This is a genomic window from Microbacterium sp. NPDC056057, assembly GCF_042266945.1.
In the GTDB taxonomy this organism is placed as follows: Bacteria; Actinomycetota; Actinomycetes; order Actinomycetales; family Microbacteriaceae; genus Microbacterium; species Microbacterium trichothecenolyticum_C.
Window position 1 is genome coordinate 303397 of record NZ_JBHJWS010000001.1, and the last position, 16524, is coordinate 319920.

The 16524-nt window shown below is 70.4% G+C and carries 15 protein-coding genes; 8 read left to right on the top strand and 7 right to left on the bottom strand.

Going from position 1 to position 16524, the window contains the following annotated elements; all coding sequences use genetic code 11:
* Positions 1 to 155: 155 nt before the first annotated feature.
* Entirely contained in the window at positions 156 to 320 is a 165-nt protein-coding gene (locus ACFC1K_RS01285; RefSeq protein WP_181911764.1) for a hypothetical protein, read from the top strand.
* Positions 321 to 465: 145 nt separating this feature from the next.
* On the opposite strand, the gene ACFC1K_RS01290 is transcribed toward ACFC1K_RS01285, so the two are convergent.
* Entirely contained in the window at positions 466 to 1248 is a 783-nt protein-coding gene (locus ACFC1K_RS01290; RefSeq protein WP_375870114.1) for a MerR family transcriptional regulator, read from the bottom strand.
* Between the two features lie 183 nt (positions 1249 to 1431).
* Between ACFC1K_RS01290 and ACFC1K_RS01295 the strand changes: the two genes are divergently transcribed.
* A complete protein-coding gene (locus tag ACFC1K_RS01295; protein WP_375870115.1) occupies positions 1432 to 2394 on the top strand; it encodes a DUF4097 domain-containing protein in 963 nt (320 codons plus the stop codon).
* Positions 2395 to 2397: 3 nt separating this feature from the next.
* The gene (locus ACFC1K_RS01300; RefSeq protein WP_375870116.1) at positions 2398 to 3006 is read left to right on the top strand and encodes a PadR family transcriptional regulator; all 609 of its coding nucleotides are present in this window, start codon (positions 2398 to 2400) and stop codon (positions 3004 to 3006) included.
* Between the two features lie 159 nt (positions 3007 to 3165).
* Here ACFC1K_RS01300 and ACFC1K_RS01305 read toward each other — a convergent pair whose 3' ends face one another.
* Positions 3166 to 3705, bottom strand: a complete 540-nt coding sequence (locus ACFC1K_RS01305) for a universal stress protein (RefSeq protein ID WP_310287244.1) — start codon at positions 3703 to 3705, stop codon at positions 3166 to 3168.
* Positions 3706 to 3873: 168 nt separating this feature from the next.
* Here ACFC1K_RS01305 and ACFC1K_RS01310 point away from each other — a divergent pair, with 168 nt between their 5' ends.
* On the top strand, positions 3874 to 4071 hold the full coding sequence (locus ACFC1K_RS01310) for a DUF3073 domain-containing protein (protein WP_310287243.1): 198 nt from the start codon (positions 3874 to 3876) through the stop codon (positions 4069 to 4071).
* Between the two features lie 78 nt (positions 4072 to 4149).
* Here ACFC1K_RS01310 and ACFC1K_RS01315 read toward each other — a convergent pair whose 3' ends face one another.
* The 3 genes from ACFC1K_RS01315 to purM all read right to left on the bottom strand — a co-directional run bounded on the left by ACFC1K_RS01315 (position 4150) and on the right by purM (position 8192).
* Positions 4150 to 5388: a CynX/NimT family MFS transporter gene (locus tag ACFC1K_RS01315; protein WP_375870117.1), complete on the bottom strand. Its 1239-nt coding sequence runs from the start codon at positions 5386 to 5388 to the stop codon at positions 4150 to 4152.
* 158 nt (positions 5389 to 5546) lie between these two features.
* Complete coding sequence (gene purF, locus ACFC1K_RS01320; RefSeq protein ID WP_310287239.1) at positions 5547 to 7007, bottom strand: amidophosphoribosyltransferase; 1461 nt, start codon at positions 7005 to 7007, stop codon at positions 5547 to 5549.
* A gap of 33 nt (positions 7008 to 7040) precedes the next feature.
* Entirely contained in the window at positions 7041 to 8192 is a 1152-nt protein-coding gene (gene purM / locus ACFC1K_RS01325) for a phosphoribosylformylglycinamidine cyclo-ligase (protein WP_375870118.1), read from the bottom strand.
* Between the two features lie 134 nt (positions 8193 to 8326).
* On the opposite strand from purM, the gene ACFC1K_RS01330 reads away from it, so the two are divergent.
* Positions 8327 to 8938, top strand: a complete 612-nt coding sequence (locus tag ACFC1K_RS01330; RefSeq protein WP_310287235.1) for a zinc-binding alcohol dehydrogenase — start codon at positions 8327 to 8329, stop codon at positions 8936 to 8938.
* 9 nt (positions 8939 to 8947) lie between these two features.
* On the opposite strand, the gene ACFC1K_RS01335 is transcribed toward ACFC1K_RS01330, so the two are convergent.
* Positions 8948 to 9301: a potassium transporter Trk gene (locus ACFC1K_RS01335; RefSeq protein WP_375870119.1), complete on the bottom strand. Its 354-nt coding sequence runs from the start codon at positions 9299 to 9301 to the stop codon at positions 8948 to 8950.
* A gap of 101 nt (positions 9302 to 9402) precedes the next feature.
* Positions 9403 to 13263, bottom strand: coding sequence for an HtaA domain-containing protein (locus tag ACFC1K_RS01340; RefSeq protein WP_375870120.1), 3861 nt, complete (start codon positions 13261 to 13263; stop codon positions 9403 to 9405).
* 145 nt (positions 13264 to 13408) lie between these two features.
* On the opposite strand from ACFC1K_RS01340, the gene ACFC1K_RS01345 reads away from it, so the two are divergent.
* The 3 genes from ACFC1K_RS01345 to ACFC1K_RS01355 are packed head-to-tail and all read left to right on the top strand — an operon-like array spanning position 13409 to position 16496.
* Positions 13409 to 14560, top strand: a complete 1152-nt coding sequence (locus ACFC1K_RS01345; RefSeq protein WP_375870121.1) for a hemin ABC transporter substrate-binding protein — start codon at positions 13409 to 13411, stop codon at positions 14558 to 14560.
* 8 nt (positions 14561 to 14568) lie between these two features.
* Entirely contained in the window at positions 14569 to 15675 is a 1107-nt protein-coding gene (locus ACFC1K_RS01350; RefSeq protein ID WP_375870122.1) for a FecCD family ABC transporter permease, read from the top strand.
* Positions 15672 to 16496 carry a heme ABC transporter ATP-binding protein gene (locus ACFC1K_RS01355; RefSeq protein WP_375870123.1) on the top strand — a complete coding sequence of 275 codons (825 nt, stop codon included), beginning with the start codon at positions 15672 to 15674 and terminating at the stop codon, positions 16494 to 16496. Before ACFC1K_RS01350 ends, ACFC1K_RS01355 begins: the two co-directional genes overlap by 4 nt.
* Positions 16497 to 16524: the final 28 nt, after the last annotated feature.

Here is a 16524-nt window from a genome sequence, read left to right on the forward strand (position 1 = left end):
GGAAGCCCGGCACGCACCGGTCGACCCGGCATATCACCGGAAAACCGGCGTCGTCAACCCCCTACGGACCCCGCCCTTCGGGTGCCACTGTCGAGATGTGCCCACGAGGCATCCGATGCATCACATGCATCGACGAAGCAGAAGGAGAACCTCCTATGAACCTCGCCCTGATCATCATCATCGTCGTCGCGATCATCCTTGCGATCGTCGGCGGCCTCAACTCGGCGCTGAGCTGGCTGCTGTGGGTGGCCATCATCGTCGGCGTCATCGCCCTGATCGCCTTCCTGTTCCGAGTGATCAGCGGCGGACGCGGCACCTGATCTCACCCCTCCCCCGCTAGGCAGACGGATGCCGCGGCCACTGCTGGCCGCGGCATCCGTCTGTCCTGCGGGCTCCGCCATTCCTGTTCGCCTGTCACGAGATGCCGGCCGGGCCGGCACATCGCGACAGGTGAGCGAGGAAGAGTCAGAGGTTCGCGTCCGCGTAGACGCGGAGCGCGTCGCGCACGAACTCGGCGCCGTGCGTGCCGCCCTGGCTCGTCGCGTAGTTCGCGCCGAACCGCGGGTCGGCGACGTACATCTCGCCGAGGCCGATCACGTACGCCTTCACGTCGCCGCCGGGCGCCGCCGCGGGCGTGCCGGGAATCCCGGTCAGCCACTCGACGTGCCGCTTCGCGACCGCCTGGGCCTCGTCGCTGTCGGGGGCGATTCCGGATTCCGCGGCCGCGATCCAGTCACGGCCGAGGTCCGAGACGCGCTGCTGCCACGCGGCCTTCTCGTCGGCGCTCATCGAGCGCCACCAGCGGTCGCTGTCGTCATACGCCTTCTTGCCCCAGCGCTGTTCGACCTCGTCCTTGTACTGCGTGTGGTCGAAGCCGTCGAACATGTTCTCTGCCATCAGTCGTTCACCTCCTCTCACTGCACTGATCGTGTTCTCGACCGACGCGATCTGCCGCGCCAGCCGGTCCTGCTCCTGCCGCAGCCATGCCAGGTGCGCCTCGAGGGCGGGCACCTCGCCGGTCTCCCGCTCGATCACCGCGGCGATCTGCGGCAGTCCGAGTCCGAGCTCGCGCAGCAGCAGGATGCGCTGCAGCCGCACGAGCGCGGCCTGGCCGTAGTACCGGTAGCCGTTGTGGCCGATGCTCGACGGCGCGAGCAGGCCGATGTCGTCGTAGTGACGGAGCGTGCGACTGGTGGTGCCGGCGAGCTTCGCGATCTGTTGAATCGACCACTCCTGCTCGTCCTCCATGACGACCTCCTCTCTCTCGTGGTCGGTTCGTCGTGAGGACCACGTTAAAGGTTGACGTCGCGTCAAGGTCAAGCGGGTTCGAGCAAGATTCTTGACAAGAACGCGATATATCGTGTTACTCTCGTAGCACGCGATATATCGCGATACGGATCACCCCCTAGAGATACCGCAGGAGAAGCAGTCATGACCCTGGAGAAGTGGATCATCCACCCGGGCGAGACGCGCGTCATCGACATCGAGAACGTGCGCACGCTCAAGATCGGCCTCGTCGGCGGGCAGGTCGACGTGATCGCCCATGACGAGCCCGGCATCCGCATCGAAGTGCACGAGGTCACCGTCAAGGACCTCCGCATCGAGGTCGCCGACGACCACGTCGAGATCGACCACCCGCAGCTGCGCTGGGACAACTTCCTCGAGGTGTTCCGCAACTTCGGCAACACCGGCCCCAAGGCCGAGATCAGCGTCGCGGTCCCCCGCGAGGTCGCCCTCACCCTCGGCGTCGTCAGCGCCAGCGCCCTCGTCTCGGGCCTGCAGAACAACGCCTCGCTCAACACCGTGTCGGGCGACATCATCGTCGACGGCCTCACCGGCGACCTGTCGGTCAACGCCGTATCGGGCGACGTGCAGGTGCGCGAGCTCGTCGGCTCGCTCAACGCCAACAGCGTCTCGGGCGACGTGGCCGCCACCGGAGCCCTCCGCAAGGCCACCATCGACACGGTCTCGGGCTCGGTCCTCGTGGACTCGGCCGGCGACATCCTGTCGGTCGGCCTCAACACCGTCAGCGGCACCTCGACCGTGCGCCTCGACGAGGGCCACCCGGCCAACTACGTCATCCGCAGCGTCAGCGGCAAGGTCCAGGTCGACGGCATCGTGCGCTCCGGCAACGGCACCGGCCCGACCACCAACTACGCCGGCTCCGTCGGCGAGCTCTCGGGCAGCTTCGCCGACGTGCGCGCCCACAGCGTCTCGGGCAACATCACCGTGCTGCGCCGCGCGGCTTCTCCGGTGACGGATGCTGCGCCCCACGCGTCCGTCGACGCCCCGACGTCTGCACCGGCCGAGCCCGCGGGCTCGCAGCCTGCCGCCGGTGTCGATGAAGCGGCCGCCGGTGAAGCGGCGGATGGCTTCGACCGAGGAGGGCTGTGAACCATGGCTCCGGTCTTCTCGCACGGCGATCTTCGCCTGTACCTGCTGAACCTGCTCGATGAAGGGCCGCGTCACGGCTACGACATCATGCAGGCCCTGTCGGACCGCACCGGGGGCACCTACACCCCCAGCGCCGGCACCATCTATCCGCGTCTGGCGAAGCTCGAAGAGGAGGGCCTCGTGACCAAGACCGTCGACGGCCGCAAGACCGTGTACGCGATCAGCGAGGCCGGCCACGCCGAGGTGCAGTCGCGGGCGGGTGAGCTCGAGGGCATCGAGGCCGGCCTCGCCGACTCGGTGCGGCTCATCGCCGACGAGGTGCGCGGCAGTGTGCGCGAGGCGATGAAGAGCCTCCGCGCCGACCTCGCTGCCGCATCGCGCGAGGAGCGCAAGACGACGCCTCAGCCCTCGCGCGAGGACGACCCGCGGGTGCGCAGCCGCGAGCAGGTGCAGCGCGTCGACGCCCTCGTGAACGAGTTCCGCGCCAACGTGCGCGGCGACGTCCGGGTCCACGTGGCCCGCGGCGGCGAGCTCGCCTCGTCGATCGTCGACCAGCTCGCCAGCGAACTCGACCGCGTGGCCCGCGACGTGACACGCGCGCTGCGCGGCTGAGCCGCAGCATCCCTCAGCCGAACGCCCTGGGTTTCCTCGGAAGCCCAGGGCGTTTCGTCTCGCAAGCTCGCTCAACGAGCGGTGGGTTCGGCCTTCCGCCACAGGTCGTTGAGCGAGCGAGGAACGAGCGAGACGAAACGCCTCGGCCCTGCGAACGAGTCAGGCGGGCCAGATCTCCTCGTCGTCGGGGACAGGCTCGCCGAGCGGGACGATCAGGATCGGGCGGTGCTGGCGGTGCGCGAGGCGCGCGCCGACAGAGCCTGTGAAGAACTCGCGGACCGACTCGCCGAAGCCGCGCTTGCGGGTGCCGACGACGAGCAGGCGCGCGTCGATCTCGTCGGCGAAGTGCTTGAGCGCCATCGCAGGGTCGCCGACGAGCTGGCGCACGGTCCAGTCCGGCCCGGAATCGCCGAGAACGGATGCTGCGGCATCCTGCACCTTCGCGAGCTCACCCTCGCCGGCGGCGATGTTGATGTCGATGGGCGCCGAGTGGACGTACCCGTCGGGGTCCTCGTAGGTGACGAAGCGCGTGACGTCGACGTGCACGACAACGAGCGGCGCCTGGAAGAGCTTCGCGTAGCGCGCCGCCTCCTTCAGGACGCGCGGCGACTGGTCGGGGATCACACCCGCGATCACCGCCCCGTGCAGGCTCGCATCGGTCGTCGCATCGCCTTCCGGCTCGGATGCCTCGTCGGTCATATGTCCGCACTCCTCGTCCACCGGTGGCGTCGGAACCGCCGGGGTACGGGGGCTCCGTGTTATCCTGAATGCTACTCTTACCGGTTCGAAGCCGGATTCGTGAATGCCCGGGTTTGCGAGGCCGAGAGCCTGCAAAATAGCCCGCGATCCTAAATGAGGGGGTCTCGCATGGGGCGTGGCCGTCAGAAGGCGAAGCACACCAAGATCGCCCGAGAGCTGAAGTACGACACGTACAGCGTGAACTACTCGGCGCTCGAGCGCGAGCTCGGTCACCACAGTGAAGACGAGTACGTCGACAAGTGGGCCGACAAGTACAGCGACGAAGACGAGGACGAGACCTCGCCGCTCTCGTCGTCGCAGGCGTAGCACGTCGCATGTCGGCCGCCGTTTCGGCGGCCTGACGGGTGTTCGTCGACCCCGGAGGCCTCGCAGCCCCGGGATGCCTCACCAGGCGCCGTGGCGCCTGGCCCAGTCGTCCTCGACGGTGTGGGGGCGGGCCGCGACGACCCCTGCGGGGATCGCTGCCGCGACGACCATCGCCAGCACGATGAGCGGACCCGTCCACGAGTCCGTCGCCTCGTGGAGCAGGCCGATGCCGAACGGGAACAGCGCCGCGATCGCGTAGCCGCCGCTCTGGGCGAAGCCGCTCAGGGCGACCGAGCCCTCGTGCGTGCGCGTGCGCAGGCCGAGCAGCACGAGGATCATCGGGAACAGCAGCGGCGCGAGCCCGAGCAGCACGACCCAGAGCCACGGCGCGGCGGTCGGCACGAAGAGGAACCCCGCGGTGCCGGCGAACCCGCACGCGACCGCGACCCCGAACAGCAGTCGGGTGGCGTTCCAGCGCGTGACGAGCAGCGGAACCACCAGAGATGCCGGCAGGCCCATGAATCCGAAGAGCGACAGCAGCGCACCGGCCGTCGCCGGCGTCACGCCTGCGATGTCGACGAGCAGCTGAGGCATCCACGCGAACGACGTGTAGGCGATCGTGCTCGACACCGCGAACGCGACGAGCAGCGCCCACGCGAGCGGGATCCGCCACATGCGGCCGAACGCCAGCGGGCTCGGCTCCTCGAAGTCCTCGTCGTCCTTCTCGGCCTGCTCGGCGCGGTGGCGCAGCGCGAGACCGATCCACGGGATCATCGCCACCAGGGCGAAGACGGCCCACAAACCCAGCGAAAGGTGCCAGTCCGCAGCATCCGCCATCGGAACGGCGATGAGGGGCGGCAGGAAGGTCGACACGGCCATCGTGGTCGAGAAGATCGTCGTCATCAGGCCGATGCGGTCGGGGAAGTACCGCTTCACGAGCGGCGGCAGCAGGATGTTGCCCGTGCCGACCGCGGCGAACACCAGCGCGGTGCCGGCGAGCAGCAGACCCCAGCTGGGCGCGAAGCTGCGCGCGACGAGCCCGAGCGTCACGACCGCCATTGCGGCGACCGCGAGGCGCTCGAGCCCGAACCGGCGCTCGAGGGCGGGCGTCAGCAGCCCGAAGATCGCGAAGCACACGGGCGGCGCCGTGCCGATGAGCCCGATGACCGCCGGGGGGACGGCGAAGTCCGCGGCGATGTGGTCATAGAGGGGCGACAGCGAGGCGACCGCCGAGCGCAGCGAGAACGCGAACAGCACGATCCCGACGAGCGCGAGGGTCCTCCCCTGCCAGAGCGGACGGGCAGGAGACGACTTCACCTATCCACCCTACGGGCGGCGACGGATGCTGCGGCCCGAGGTGGACGCCGCGCGAAACTCGGAGATCCCGCCGAACTCGGACGCTTGGCGCCCGAATCGTCCGATTCTCGCGAGATCTCCGATTCTCGCGGGCCGGACGGATGCTGCGACCCGCGGTGTCAGGACTCCTGCGAGCCCTCGACCCAGGCGAGGTACTCGTCGGTCACGGTGCCGGTGATGTAGCGGCCGTCGAAGCAGCTCATGTCGAGGTCCTCGACGTCGGAGCCCTCGAGGATCGCCGCCTTGAGGTCTTCGACCTCCTGGTAGACGACGAAGTCGGCGCCGAGCTCCTCCGCGATCTGCGGGATCGTGCGGCCGTGGGCCACCAGCTCGTGACGCGACGGCATGTTGATGCCGTAGACGTGCGGGTAACGCACGGGCGGCGCGGCCGAGGCGAACGTGACGCTCTTGGCCCCGGCATCCCGTGCCATCTGGATGATCTCCTTCGACGTCGTGCCGCGCACGATGGAGTCGTCGATGAGGAGCACGTTCTTGCCCTTGAACTCGCTCGACATGGCGTTGAGCTTCTGGCGCACGCTGCGCTTGCGGGCGGCCTGGCCGGGCATGATGAACGTTCGGCCGACGTAACGGTTCTTGTAGAAGCCCTCGCGGTACTCGACGCCGAGCTTGCGGGCGACCTGCATGGCCGCCGGGCGCGACGAGTCGGGGATCGGCATGACGACGTCGATCGCTTCCTTCGGCGTGTACTTCGCGATGGTGTCGGCGAGCCGGTCGCCCATGCGAAGACGCGCCTCATAGACCGAGATGCCGTTCATGACCGAGTCGGGGCGCGCGAGGTAGACGTACTCGAACGAGCACGGCACGAGCTGCGGGTCGGTCGCGCACTGCTGCGTGTGCAGGTTGCCCTCGAGGTCGATGAAGACGGCCTCGCCCGGGTCGACGTCGCGCACGACCTCGAACTCGCCGTTCTCGAGCACGAGCGACTCGCTCGTGACGACCCACTCATAGTGGCCGTCCTCGTTCTTGCGGGTGCCCAGGATGAGCGGACGGATGCCGAACGGGTCCCGGAACGCCAGCAGACCGTAGCCCGCGATCAGCGCGATGGCCGCATACGAGCCCTCGACGCGCTCGTGCACGCGGGTCACGGCCTGGAACACCTGCGCCGGGTCGAGCTCGAGACCCGACATGGACGACTGCAGCTCGTTCGCGAGGACGTTGACCAGCAGCTCGGTGTCGGACGACGTGTTGAGGTGGCGGCGGTCCTTGTGGAAGAGCTCCTCGGTGAGCTCACGCGTGTTCGTGAGGTTGCCGTTGTGCACCAGCACGATGCCGTACGGGGCGTTCACGTAGAAGGGCTGCGCCTCTTCCTCGTTCGACGCCGTGCCCTTGGTCGCGTAGCGGACGTGGCCGAGGCCGATCTCGCCGAGGAGCGCGCGCATGTCGCGCGTGCGGAACGACTCGCGCACCTGCCCCTTGACCTTGTGCATGTGCACGACGCCGTTTCGCTCGGCGGTCGAGATGCCCGTGGAATCCTGACCCCGGTGCTGGAGGAGGAGGAGGGAGTCGTAGATCTCCTGGTTGACGGACCCGCGGCCCACCATTCCGACGATTCCGCACATGGGTGTTGCCTGCTCCTGCTGTTCGTGCCCGGCTCAGCGAGCCGTGTGGTCTGCGTATGCGCCGACGAGGCGCACCGCGCCGCCGTCGACGCCCTTGGCGCCCTGCTCCCAGTGGCCGTCGGCCGGGCGGTCGCCGGTGCGCACGACACCCACCTGCCACGTCGCGATGCCGTCACGGGAGAGAGCGGATGCTGCGGCCTCGGCCTTGTCGGCCGACACGACCGCCAGGAACCCGATGCCGAGATTCCAGGTGCCCTCGGTCGCCTCGAGCTCAAGACCGCCGAGGTCGGCGAGGACGCGGAACACCGGCGAAGGCGACCACGTCGAGCGGTCGACCTCGACCCACGTGTCCTGCGGGAGAACGCGCGCGAGGTTCGCGGCGATGCCGCCGCCGGTGACGTGGCTGAGGGAGTGCACGGCGTCGCCGGTCGCCTCGATGAGGCGCAGCAGCGGCAGCGTGTAGAGGCGGGTCGGCTCGAGCAGGGCCTCGCCCCACGTCGTGCCGAAATCGGCGGCGTTGTCGCCGTACTGGATGCCGGAGCCCGCCACGATGTGGCGCACCAGCGAGTAGCCGTTGGAGTGCAGGCCCGAGCTCGCGAGCGCCAGGACGACGTCGCCCTCGCGCACCCGCTCGGCGCCCAGCACGCGGTCGGCCTCGACGACGCCGGTCGCGGCACCCGCGACGTCGTAGTCGTTGACGCCCAGCAGGCCCGGGTGCTCGGCGGTCTCGCCGCCAACGAGGGCCGTGCCGGTGGCCTCGCAGCCCTCGGCGATGCCGCGGACGATGTCGGCGATGCGCTGGGGGAAGACCTTGCCGCAGGCGATGTAGTCGGTCATGAACAGCGGCTTCGCGCCGACCACGACGATGTCGTCGACGACCATGCCGACCAGGTCCTGCCCGATCGTGTCGTGCTTGTCGATGGCCTGCGCGATCGCGACCTTCGTGCCGACGCCGTCGGTGCTGGTGGCCAGCAGCGGCTTGTCATAGGCCTTGAACGCGGCCGCGTCGAAGAGTCCGGCGAAGCCGCCGACGCCCCCGAGCACCTCGGGGCCGTGGGTGCGCCGCACCGCCGACTTCATCAGCTCGACGGCGAGGTCGCCGGCGGCGGTGTCGACGCCGGCAGCCGCGTACGGGTTCACGGGCTCTTCGGGGCGGGAGGGGGCATCGCGTTCGGATGAGGCCACGGCTACCAGCCTACCGGCGCCCCACCTGGACGGATGCCAGGGACCGCCGCTGTTACGCCGGGCCTCAGCATCCGTCCCGTTCTTGCGGTGTGAGCCCCCGCCTCGACGTCGATGCCCGGATCTACAATGGCCACATGGGCGGCGCCGGTGCTCCGGAGTGGCTGATCCGCGAAGACGCCGGTCAGCCCGTTCTCCTCGCCCTCTACCTCCGCCAGGTGCTTGGCATCCGTTCTCCGGACGAGCTTCCCCACCTCCGCGGCATCCCTCCGCGCGCGAACGACCGGTCCGAAGAGGCCCAGGCGCTGCTGGAACGGCAGTGGCGTGAGTTCTGGGCGATGACGGTCGAGCCGCAGGCGCATCCGTCGCCGGTCCCCCTCGATCTCGTCGACGGCTTCGACACCGCGCTCGCCCTTCCCACCGAGGGCTGCGACGAGCTGCGCGCAGCCTTCGAACCGCATGCGATCGAGGCGGTGGCGTTCGCGCAGTCGGCGAACGCCCGGTACCGGAAAGAGGCGTCGCACAGCACGGGCACCGCGTACCGCGCCTACGCGGGGGCGATCGCCGAGCACGAGCGGCAGGTCGGCCGGCGGGCGCACTCGTTCGAGCTCAATGTGCAGGTGCTGCCGCTGAATCAGCGCGGGGTGTGGTGGATCGGCTCGCTCACGATCGCCGTCACCGACGGACTGCGGGGCGATGTCGCGGCGTTCGATGCCGCCATCCACCCGATCATCGCCGAGCTGGCGTAGCGCCCGCGCTCAGTGGGCCGGGCCGTGGCCGTTGGTGCCGGGCTCCGGGTCGACGTGCACCTGCTCGTGGTCGACCGTGACCTGGTGCGTGTGACGCCGTGACCGGCGGTCGAGGATCAGCGCGAGGACGCCGCCGAGTGCGAGGCCGATCGGGGCGCAGATGAGCGCCAGGAAGCCGAACACCTGGCCCTGCGAGTACATGACCCCGGTGTTCGGGCTCGCGCCGGCGGTGCCGTTGAACGCGAACGTCAGGATCATCGCGACGAAGACGCCGACCAGTGCCCCGACGATCAGGAACACCGAGATCTTCGGTGCGCGTCGCACGCGCACGGTCTCGATGCGGTCCTGGCTGTGCTCGGGCATACCTCCATTGTCCCACCCGGCGGCACGCTGCGCGCCCATGAGAAAGGCGGCGCCCCGCTCGGAAGCCGAGAGCGGGACGCCGCCGGGGTGACGGCCGGTGGTCAGCCGGCCGTCTGGTCTCCGTTGCCGCCGGCCGTCGCACGGCGGCGGGAGACCACGATCCAGACCACGGCCCCGATCCCGAGGGCCAGGGCGATCCCCACGAGCGCCCACGGCCATACCGGCGCCGTCGTCTGGTCGGCGGAGAGGACCTCGGCTTCGGCGGCCTCGGCCACCGGCACCTCCTCGGCCTTCACCGGCGCTGCCGCGACCGCGCAGTCGCCCGCCACGGGGAGCACGGCCGACACCGGGTCGAGCTCGTCGCCCGCCGGGTACGTGCCGAAGGCGGCCGCGCCGGCGTCGGTCAGGGTCGCGGGAAGCGCGTCGAGCACGAGTCCGTCGTCGGTGACCTCGAGGTCGGGCAGGGCGAACTCGGCGAACCGGACACCCGCGGCCGTCACCGGCTCACCCGCCTGCGTCGTGCCGCTGACGTCGAACACCAGGTAGCCGGTGTCGCCCGCCAGCTCGACGCGGGCGTTCGCGAGCGTCGTGTCGAGCGCACCCTGGTGACCGGTGAAACGGATGCTGCCGCCATAGGTGACGAGACCCGTCCGGGTCGCAGCATCCACCGCTCCCGTGCCCGCGGTCCAGACGAACTCGGGGTATTCGTAGGCGACGTCGGTCAGCTCCCAGCCGCCGGCGGCGATGCCCTCGATGTACGTGCGGAAGGTCTCCTTGAAGCCCCAGTTCAGGCTGGCGGCCTCGACGAAGCAGCCGGCGGCGGTCGCGGCACGGGCGAGCGTGAAGCGGATGCCGCGGTCCACGGACCCCTGGAACGTCAGCGTGTGCTCGCCGTCCGCGAGCGTGGCGGGCAGCGAACCTGTCCACGTGGCGTTGCCCGAGGCATCCGCCGCCACCTCGCCGAGGAGCGTCGGCGTCGAGTACACGACGACCTTGATGCCGTCCTCGTTCGGGGTGAAGCCCGACGCCGAGACCGTGACCGGCTCGCCCTTCTGCAGCGCGGCGAGGGTGTCGTCGTCGAGGTCGATGCCCGTCGAGGCGGGCGGAGCGGCGGGGAGCGACGTCGTGCGCGTTGTCGACGCGGCAGCCACCGCGACGGTGCCCGTCGAACCCGCGGGCGCGGCCGCTGGGGCGCCGACCGTGAACGCGAGCGGGTCGAGCACGGTCGTGTAGCCCTGGAACACCTGGCTGCGCCCGGCAGCGGTCAGCGTGGCCGGCACGCGCGAATATGAGACGGTGCCGTTGGCGGTGACGCGCACCGCCGCGGACAGGTCGAGGTTCGCGAAGGCGACCTGCGAGCCGCCGCTCGTGACGTACAGCGTCGCCGCGTTCGCCGACGTGATGCGCACCTGCGGGTTCGCGATCGTGACGTCGAGCACGCCGCCATGGCCCGTGAAGCGGACCGACCCGTTGTACGAGACGGTGCCCGTGCCGGTCGCCGCGTCATACGTGCCGCCAGTCGCCTGGCCGAACTGGAACAGGCCGCCGGAGCGGGTGGCGCCGCCCGCCACGGCGATGCTGCCCTTCGCGGTGCTGCTCGTGATGTAGCTCGCGAAGCTCGACGAGATCGCCCACGAGAGCGAGCCGCCCTGCACCGCCGCCGGCGGGGTCACCGGCGTACCGGGATCGACCGGGGGCTCCGGATCGGTCGGGGGCGTCACGTCGGGGAAGAGCTTCGTCCAGTGGTCGGCCGTGAACGGCACGTCGGCGCGGGCGTAGATCGTGTCGGCAGCCGGGTTGGAGTGCTGCTTCCACACGATCACCTCGTACTGCTTCGTGCGGTCGAGCTTCGCTGCGGGGGCGACGACCGTGAAGGTCGTCGACCCGGCCGTGACGGACGGGAACGGCAGCGCGAACGCCGTGTAGCCGCCGCCGGCGGTGACCTGCGATTCGGTCCCCTTCTCGATCACCGCCGCGTAGACCGCCGGGACGTCGGGAAGGTTCGATCCGGACACCTTGATGGTCGCACCGGTGGTGGCCGCAGCATCCCTCACCGTCACGTCGAGGGCAGGCACGGGCTCGGGGTCGGCGAACGAGAGGGGAACGAATCGCTCGTTCGCGGGCTGCACCCAATTGGAGTGCGAGCCGAGCGTGAACACGGCCAGCGTGCCACCCTCGAGCTTCTTCGCGTCGAGCTTCGCCTTGTCGATCGTCACCGTCCACGAGAACGAGCCCGAGCCGTCCTCGGCGACGGTGAACGCGGGTTGGTTCGGGTATCCGGAGCCGACCAGCGCCGCATAGGCGTTCGTGCGGTTCGACGCGCGCGTATCGGATGCCGAGATCGGCGTCCACGCTCCCTCGACGATCCATCCGATCTGCGCATAGATGCCGCCGGTGTTGACCTCATAGCCCGTGCCGGTCACCGTGATGCTCTCACCGGCGGGGTCGAGCCCCTCGGTCTTCGAGACCGACAGGGTTGCGACGGGCTTCGGAGCGGCGAAGCTCACCGAGACCTTGGCGTCCTGCGAGCGATCGTTCATCGCGGTGTGGTTGGCGAGCGTGTAGACCGCCGTCGAACCCGCCTTCGGCGCGACGCGGAACTCGGTCGTGAACGACCCGTCGGCGTTGAACTTCACCTGCGTCGCCGTCGTCGGGTTGCTCGTGACCTGCTTCGCGCCCACCGTGCAGCCTGCGGAGATGAAGGTGAACGACAGCTCCGACAGCGGGACATCCGTGCAGATCGCGACGTAGATCGGCTGATTCGGGTTGTACCCCGCACCCGTCACCGTCACGGTCTCGCCCCCGGCATCAAGGCCGGTGGCCTTCGACAGCGTGAGCTTCGGCGCGAACGAGAGCGAGACCTTCGCGTCCTGCGAGCGATCGTTCATCGCGGTGTGGTTGGCGAGTGTGTACACCGCCGTCGAACCCGCCTTCGGCGACACTCGGAACTCGGTCGTGAACGACCCGTCCGCGTTGAACTTCACCTGCGTCGCCGTCGTCGGGTTGCTCGTGACCTGCTTGGCGCCCACCGTGCAGCCTGCGGAGATGAAGGTGAACGACAGCTCCGACAGCGGGACATCCGTGCAGATCGCGACGTAGATCGGCTGGTTCGGGTTATACCCCGAGCCCGTCACCGTGACGGTTTCACCGCCCCTGTCGAGGCCCGTGGTCTTCGAGAGCGTGAGCGTCGGCGTCCGGGGCCCCGGCTCGGTCGGGGGCGCCGTGATCTCGTATGGGACGACGGACGAGGCCGAGCCGGTGAACGCGGCGGCGTCAGCCGGGGTGAACACGGCCTTCAGCTGCGCAGTGCCTGCGGCGGCGATGCTCGCGGTGACCGTCGTGCCGACGGCGGCGGAGCCGAGCTGCGTCTCACCGTTGAAGTACGAGACGGTTCCGGATGCTGCAGGCTCGACGGTCGCGCCGAGCGTGAAGTCCGCGCCGGCCAGGCTCGAGGCGGCCGGGTCGACCGTCAGGGTCGTGGTCGTCGCGACGGCGGGGAGCGGCTCCCAGGCGATTGGCGTCGTCGCGTTCTGGCTCGGGTCGGTCATGCCGCCGCCGTGCGCCTTCGAGGTGTACACCGTGTACTGCGCGCCGTCGGTGTGGGCCGGAACGCTCACCTGCACGCTGAACGTGCCTTCGGCGGTCATCGGCGCGGTGCGGCCGCTGCCGATCGAGCCGTCGGCGTTGCCGGGCGACACCCAGACGACGTCGCCCATCGCGCCGCCGTAGAAGCCGCTGAGGCCCGCGGGCCCGACGCCGACGTAGACACCCGGCGCGACGCCGGAGAAGCCCGAGCCGGTGACGGTGATCGCGCCGCCGGCTCGAGGGGCCTGCGTGGCCGAGACGGATGGTCCGGCGGCGAAGGCCGGGACGGCGGTGAGGGCTCCTGCCACGACGAGCAGGAAGGCGAGGAGCGCGGCGATGCTCGCGCGACTGCGATCCAGGAACGGCTGCGTATTCACGGGGTGTCTCCGGCGCCGCGCACGCCGAAGCGCACCGGCGCATCAGTGCGATTCGGGTTGGTTGCTTAGGTTTGGCTAACCTAATATCGACTCGAACGTAGGGCACTCTCACAGCCGACGTCAAGCCTAAGGTAAGGCTCACCTAATGTTTCGCACCCTTTCCCCTCGTCGCGGTTCGGCGCGCCTCGCCGGCGCGATCGCACTCCTCGTGGCCGCGGTCGCCCTCGCCGGCTGTGCCGCGCCGGCCGCCGATGCGGCCGACGCGGACTGCCCCGCAGCATCCGTCCCGCTGGCGACACTGACCCTCGCCGAGAACCCGCGCACCGCGACAGGACCCTCCACGGCCTGCCTGGGGTCGCACGCGATCGAGCCCGTCGCGGCCGACGACGCCCCCGACCTGCCCGTGACGGTGACGGATGCTGAGGGCCGCGCGGTCGAGATCACCGATGTCAGCCGCATCCTGCCGGTCGACATCTCGGGCACGATCGCCGCGACCGTGTTCGGTCTGGGCCTCGGCGACGCGGTCGTCGGACGCGACTCGTCGACGTCGTTCGACGGCACCGAGGACCTGCCGGTCGTGACGAAGTCGGGGCACACGCTCAACGCCGAGGCGGTCCTCGAGCTCGCACCGACCGTGATGCTGACCGACACCTCGATCGGCCCGAAGGAGGTGCGCCAGCAGCTGCGCGACGCCGGCATCGCCGTCGTCGTCGTCTCGAGCGAGCGGCGCGCCGACACGGTCGCCGACCTCGTCTCGGAGATCGCCGGAGCCCTGGGCGTGCCCGGTCGCGGCGATGCGCTCGCGGAACGGCTCGATGCCGACGTCATGGCGGCGAGCGCCGAGGTGGCCGAGATCGCGCCGTCGGCAGCATCGGATCGTCCGCGCATGCTCTTCCTCTACGTGCGGGGCAGCGCGAACGTCTATTACATCTTCGGCCGCGACTCCGGGGCGGATTCGCTGATCGAGGCGGTCGGCGGCATCGACGTCGCGAGCGAGATCGGCTGGGAGGGCATGAAGCCCATGACCGCCGAGGCCCTCGTCGCCGCCCAGCCTGACGTCGTGGTCATGATGACCGATGGGCTCGCATCGGTCGGTGGGGTCGACGGGCTGCTCGAGCGCATCCCGGCGCTGCAGCAGACACCCGCGGGCGAGCACCGCCGTGTGGTCGACATGGCGGATGCCGAGATCCTGAGCTTCGGGCCGCGTACCGCGGAGGTCATCCGGGCGCTCGCGCGTGCGGTGTACGCGCCGGCGTCGAGCGCGACCCCGGCCGCTGCCGAGGTTCCGGCGTCGTGACGGGGACGATGACCGCTGTCGAGGTCGAGGCGGCGGAGGGCGCGACGGCGGAGGTCGTCACCGAGGTGCCGACGACGCACCGCCGTCGCCGGTTCGCGCTCATGACGGCGGGGCTGTCGATCGCCATCGTCCTCGTGGTCGTTGTGTCGCTCGGCCTCGGACAGTACTGGCTCACACCGACGCAGGTGATCGGCGTGCTGCTGCAGTCGATCGGGATCGACACGTCGTGGGCTCCGGAGGCGCCGACCGCGGCCGGGGTGATCCTCGACATCCGGCTCCCGCGCATCGTGCTGGGCCTCCTCGTCGGCGCGGCCCTCGCCGTGTCGGGCGTGCTCATGCAGGCCATCTTCGGCAACCCGCTCGCCGACGCGGCCGTCGTCGGCGTCTCGTCGGGTGCGGCGTTCGGGGCGGCCGCGAGCCTCACGTTCGGCCTCGCGGTGTTCGGCATGTGGACGACCCCCGCCTTCGCGTTCGTCGGCGGCCTCATCGCGGTGTTCTCGGTGTACCTCATCAGCCGCTCGGGCGGTCGCACCGAGGTCGTGACACTGCTGCTCACCGGCATCGCGATCAACGCCATCGCCGGTGCAGGCCTCGCGTTCCTGACGTTCCTCGGCACGACCTCGACGCGCGAGCAGATCGTGTTCTGGCAGCTCGGCAGCCTCAACGGCGCGCTGTGGCAGAACATCGCGATCGTCTCGCCCCTCGTGGTGATCGGCGTGGCCGCGGCGGTGTTCGTCGCGCACCGCCTCGACCTCTTCGCCCTCGGCGAGCGCACCGCGCGTCACCTCGGCGTGCGCGTGGAGCTGCTGCGGATCGTCGTCATCGTCATGGTGGCGCTGCTCGTGTGCGCGGCGGTCGCGTTCGCCGGGATCATCGGCTTCGTCGGCCTCGTCGTCCCCCACCTCATGCGCATGGCCATCGGGCCCGCGCACCTGCCGCTCATGGTCACGAGCGCCCTCGGCGGCGCGCTGCTCCTCGCGGTCGCCGACCTCATCGCCCGCACCGCCGTGCCGCTCGCCGACCTGCCGATCGGCATGATCACGTCGCTCGTGGGCGGCCCGTTCTTCCTGTGGCTGCTGCTGCGCACGCGCCGCAAGGCGGGGGGCTGGGGATGAGCACGACAACGGATGCTGCGGCCCGCGGGGTCGAGACCGGCGCCGGGGCCGTGCGGCTCAGCGCCCGAGACGTGACCGTGACGCCGCACGGCGCCGCGCGGCCGGTGCTCGTGGACGCGGGGATCGACGTCCGCGCGGGTGAGCTCCACGCCCTCGTCGGTCCGAACGGCGCGGGCAAGTCGACGCTGTTCGGGGTGCTCGCGGGCGATGTCACCCCGGACGCCGGCGACGTGAGCCTCGACGGGACGCTGCTGGGCAGCATCCGTCCTCGCCTTCTCGCGCAGCAGCGCGCGGTGCTGCTGCAGCAGAACGCCGTGTCGTTCCCGTTCACCGTGGAGCAGGTCGTGCGCATGGGCCGCGCGCCGTGGGCGCGCACACCCGCCGAGGACGATGACGACGCCGCGGTCGCGCGGGCGCTCGAGGTCACCGACCTCGTGCCGCTCGCCGGGCGCGGCATCACGTCGCTGTCGGGCGGCGAGCGCGCGCGGGCCGCGCTGGCGCGCGTGCTCGCACAGGCGTGCGACGTGCTGCTGCTCGACGAGCCCACCGCGGCGCTCGACCTCAAGCACCAGGAGGACGTGCTGCGCATCGCGCGGGGTCGTGCGCGCGAGGGCGCGGCGGTGGCCGTAGTGCTGCACGACCTCAACGCGGCGCTCGGCGTCTCCGACCGCGTGACACTGCTCTCGCGGGGTCGCGTCGTCGCCTCGGGCGCGCCGTCCGAGGTGCTGACGGCGGCCGCGATCGAGGAGGTCTACGGGCAGCGGGTCGACGTCTTCCCGCACCCGGTATCGGGCACACCGGTGGTCATGCCCCGGCGCTGACCCGCACCGCTGCAACCCGACCGGCGGC

Coding starts and splice junctions, on each gene's coding strand:
- ACFC1K_RS01355 (WP_375870123.1), top strand. CDS start 15,672: ATGAGCACGACAACGGATGCTGCGGCCCGCGGGGTCGAGACCGGCGCC.
- ACFC1K_RS01305 (WP_310287244.1), bottom strand. CDS start 3,705: ATGACCGACGAGGCATCCGAGCCGGAAGGCGATGCGACGACCGATGCG.
- ACFC1K_RS01300 (WP_375870116.1), top strand. CDS start 2,398: ATGGCTCCGGTCTTCTCGCACGGCGATCTTCGCCTGTACCTGCTGAAC.
- ACFC1K_RS01295 (WP_375870115.1), top strand. CDS start 1,432: ATGACCCTGGAGAAGTGGATCATCCACCCGGGCGAGACGCGCGTCATC.
- purF (WP_310287239.1), bottom strand. CDS start 7,007: ATGTGCGGAATCGTCGGAATGGTGGGCCGCGGGTCCGTCAACCAGGAG.
- ACFC1K_RS01350 (WP_375870122.1), top strand. CDS start 14,569: ATGACCGCTGTCGAGGTCGAGGCGGCGGAGGGCGCGACGGCGGAGGTC.
- ACFC1K_RS01285 (WP_181911764.1), top strand. CDS start 156: ATGAACCTCGCCCTGATCATCATCATCGTCGTCGCGATCATCCTTGCG.
- ACFC1K_RS01290 (WP_375870114.1), bottom strand. CDS start 1,248: ATGGAGGACGAGCAGGAGTGGTCGATTCAACAGATCGCGAAGCTCGCC.
- ACFC1K_RS01335 (WP_375870119.1), bottom strand. CDS start 9,301: ATGCCCGAGCACAGCCAGGACCGCATCGAGACCGTGCGCGTGCGACGC.
- ACFC1K_RS01345 (WP_375870121.1), top strand. CDS start 13,409: ATGTTTCGCACCCTTTCCCCTCGTCGCGGTTCGGCGCGCCTCGCCGGC.
- ACFC1K_RS01330 (WP_310287235.1), top strand. CDS start 8,327: ATGGGCGGCGCCGGTGCTCCGGAGTGGCTGATCCGCGAAGACGCCGGT.
- ACFC1K_RS01310 (WP_310287243.1), top strand. CDS start 3,874: ATGGGGCGTGGCCGTCAGAAGGCGAAGCACACCAAGATCGCCCGAGAG.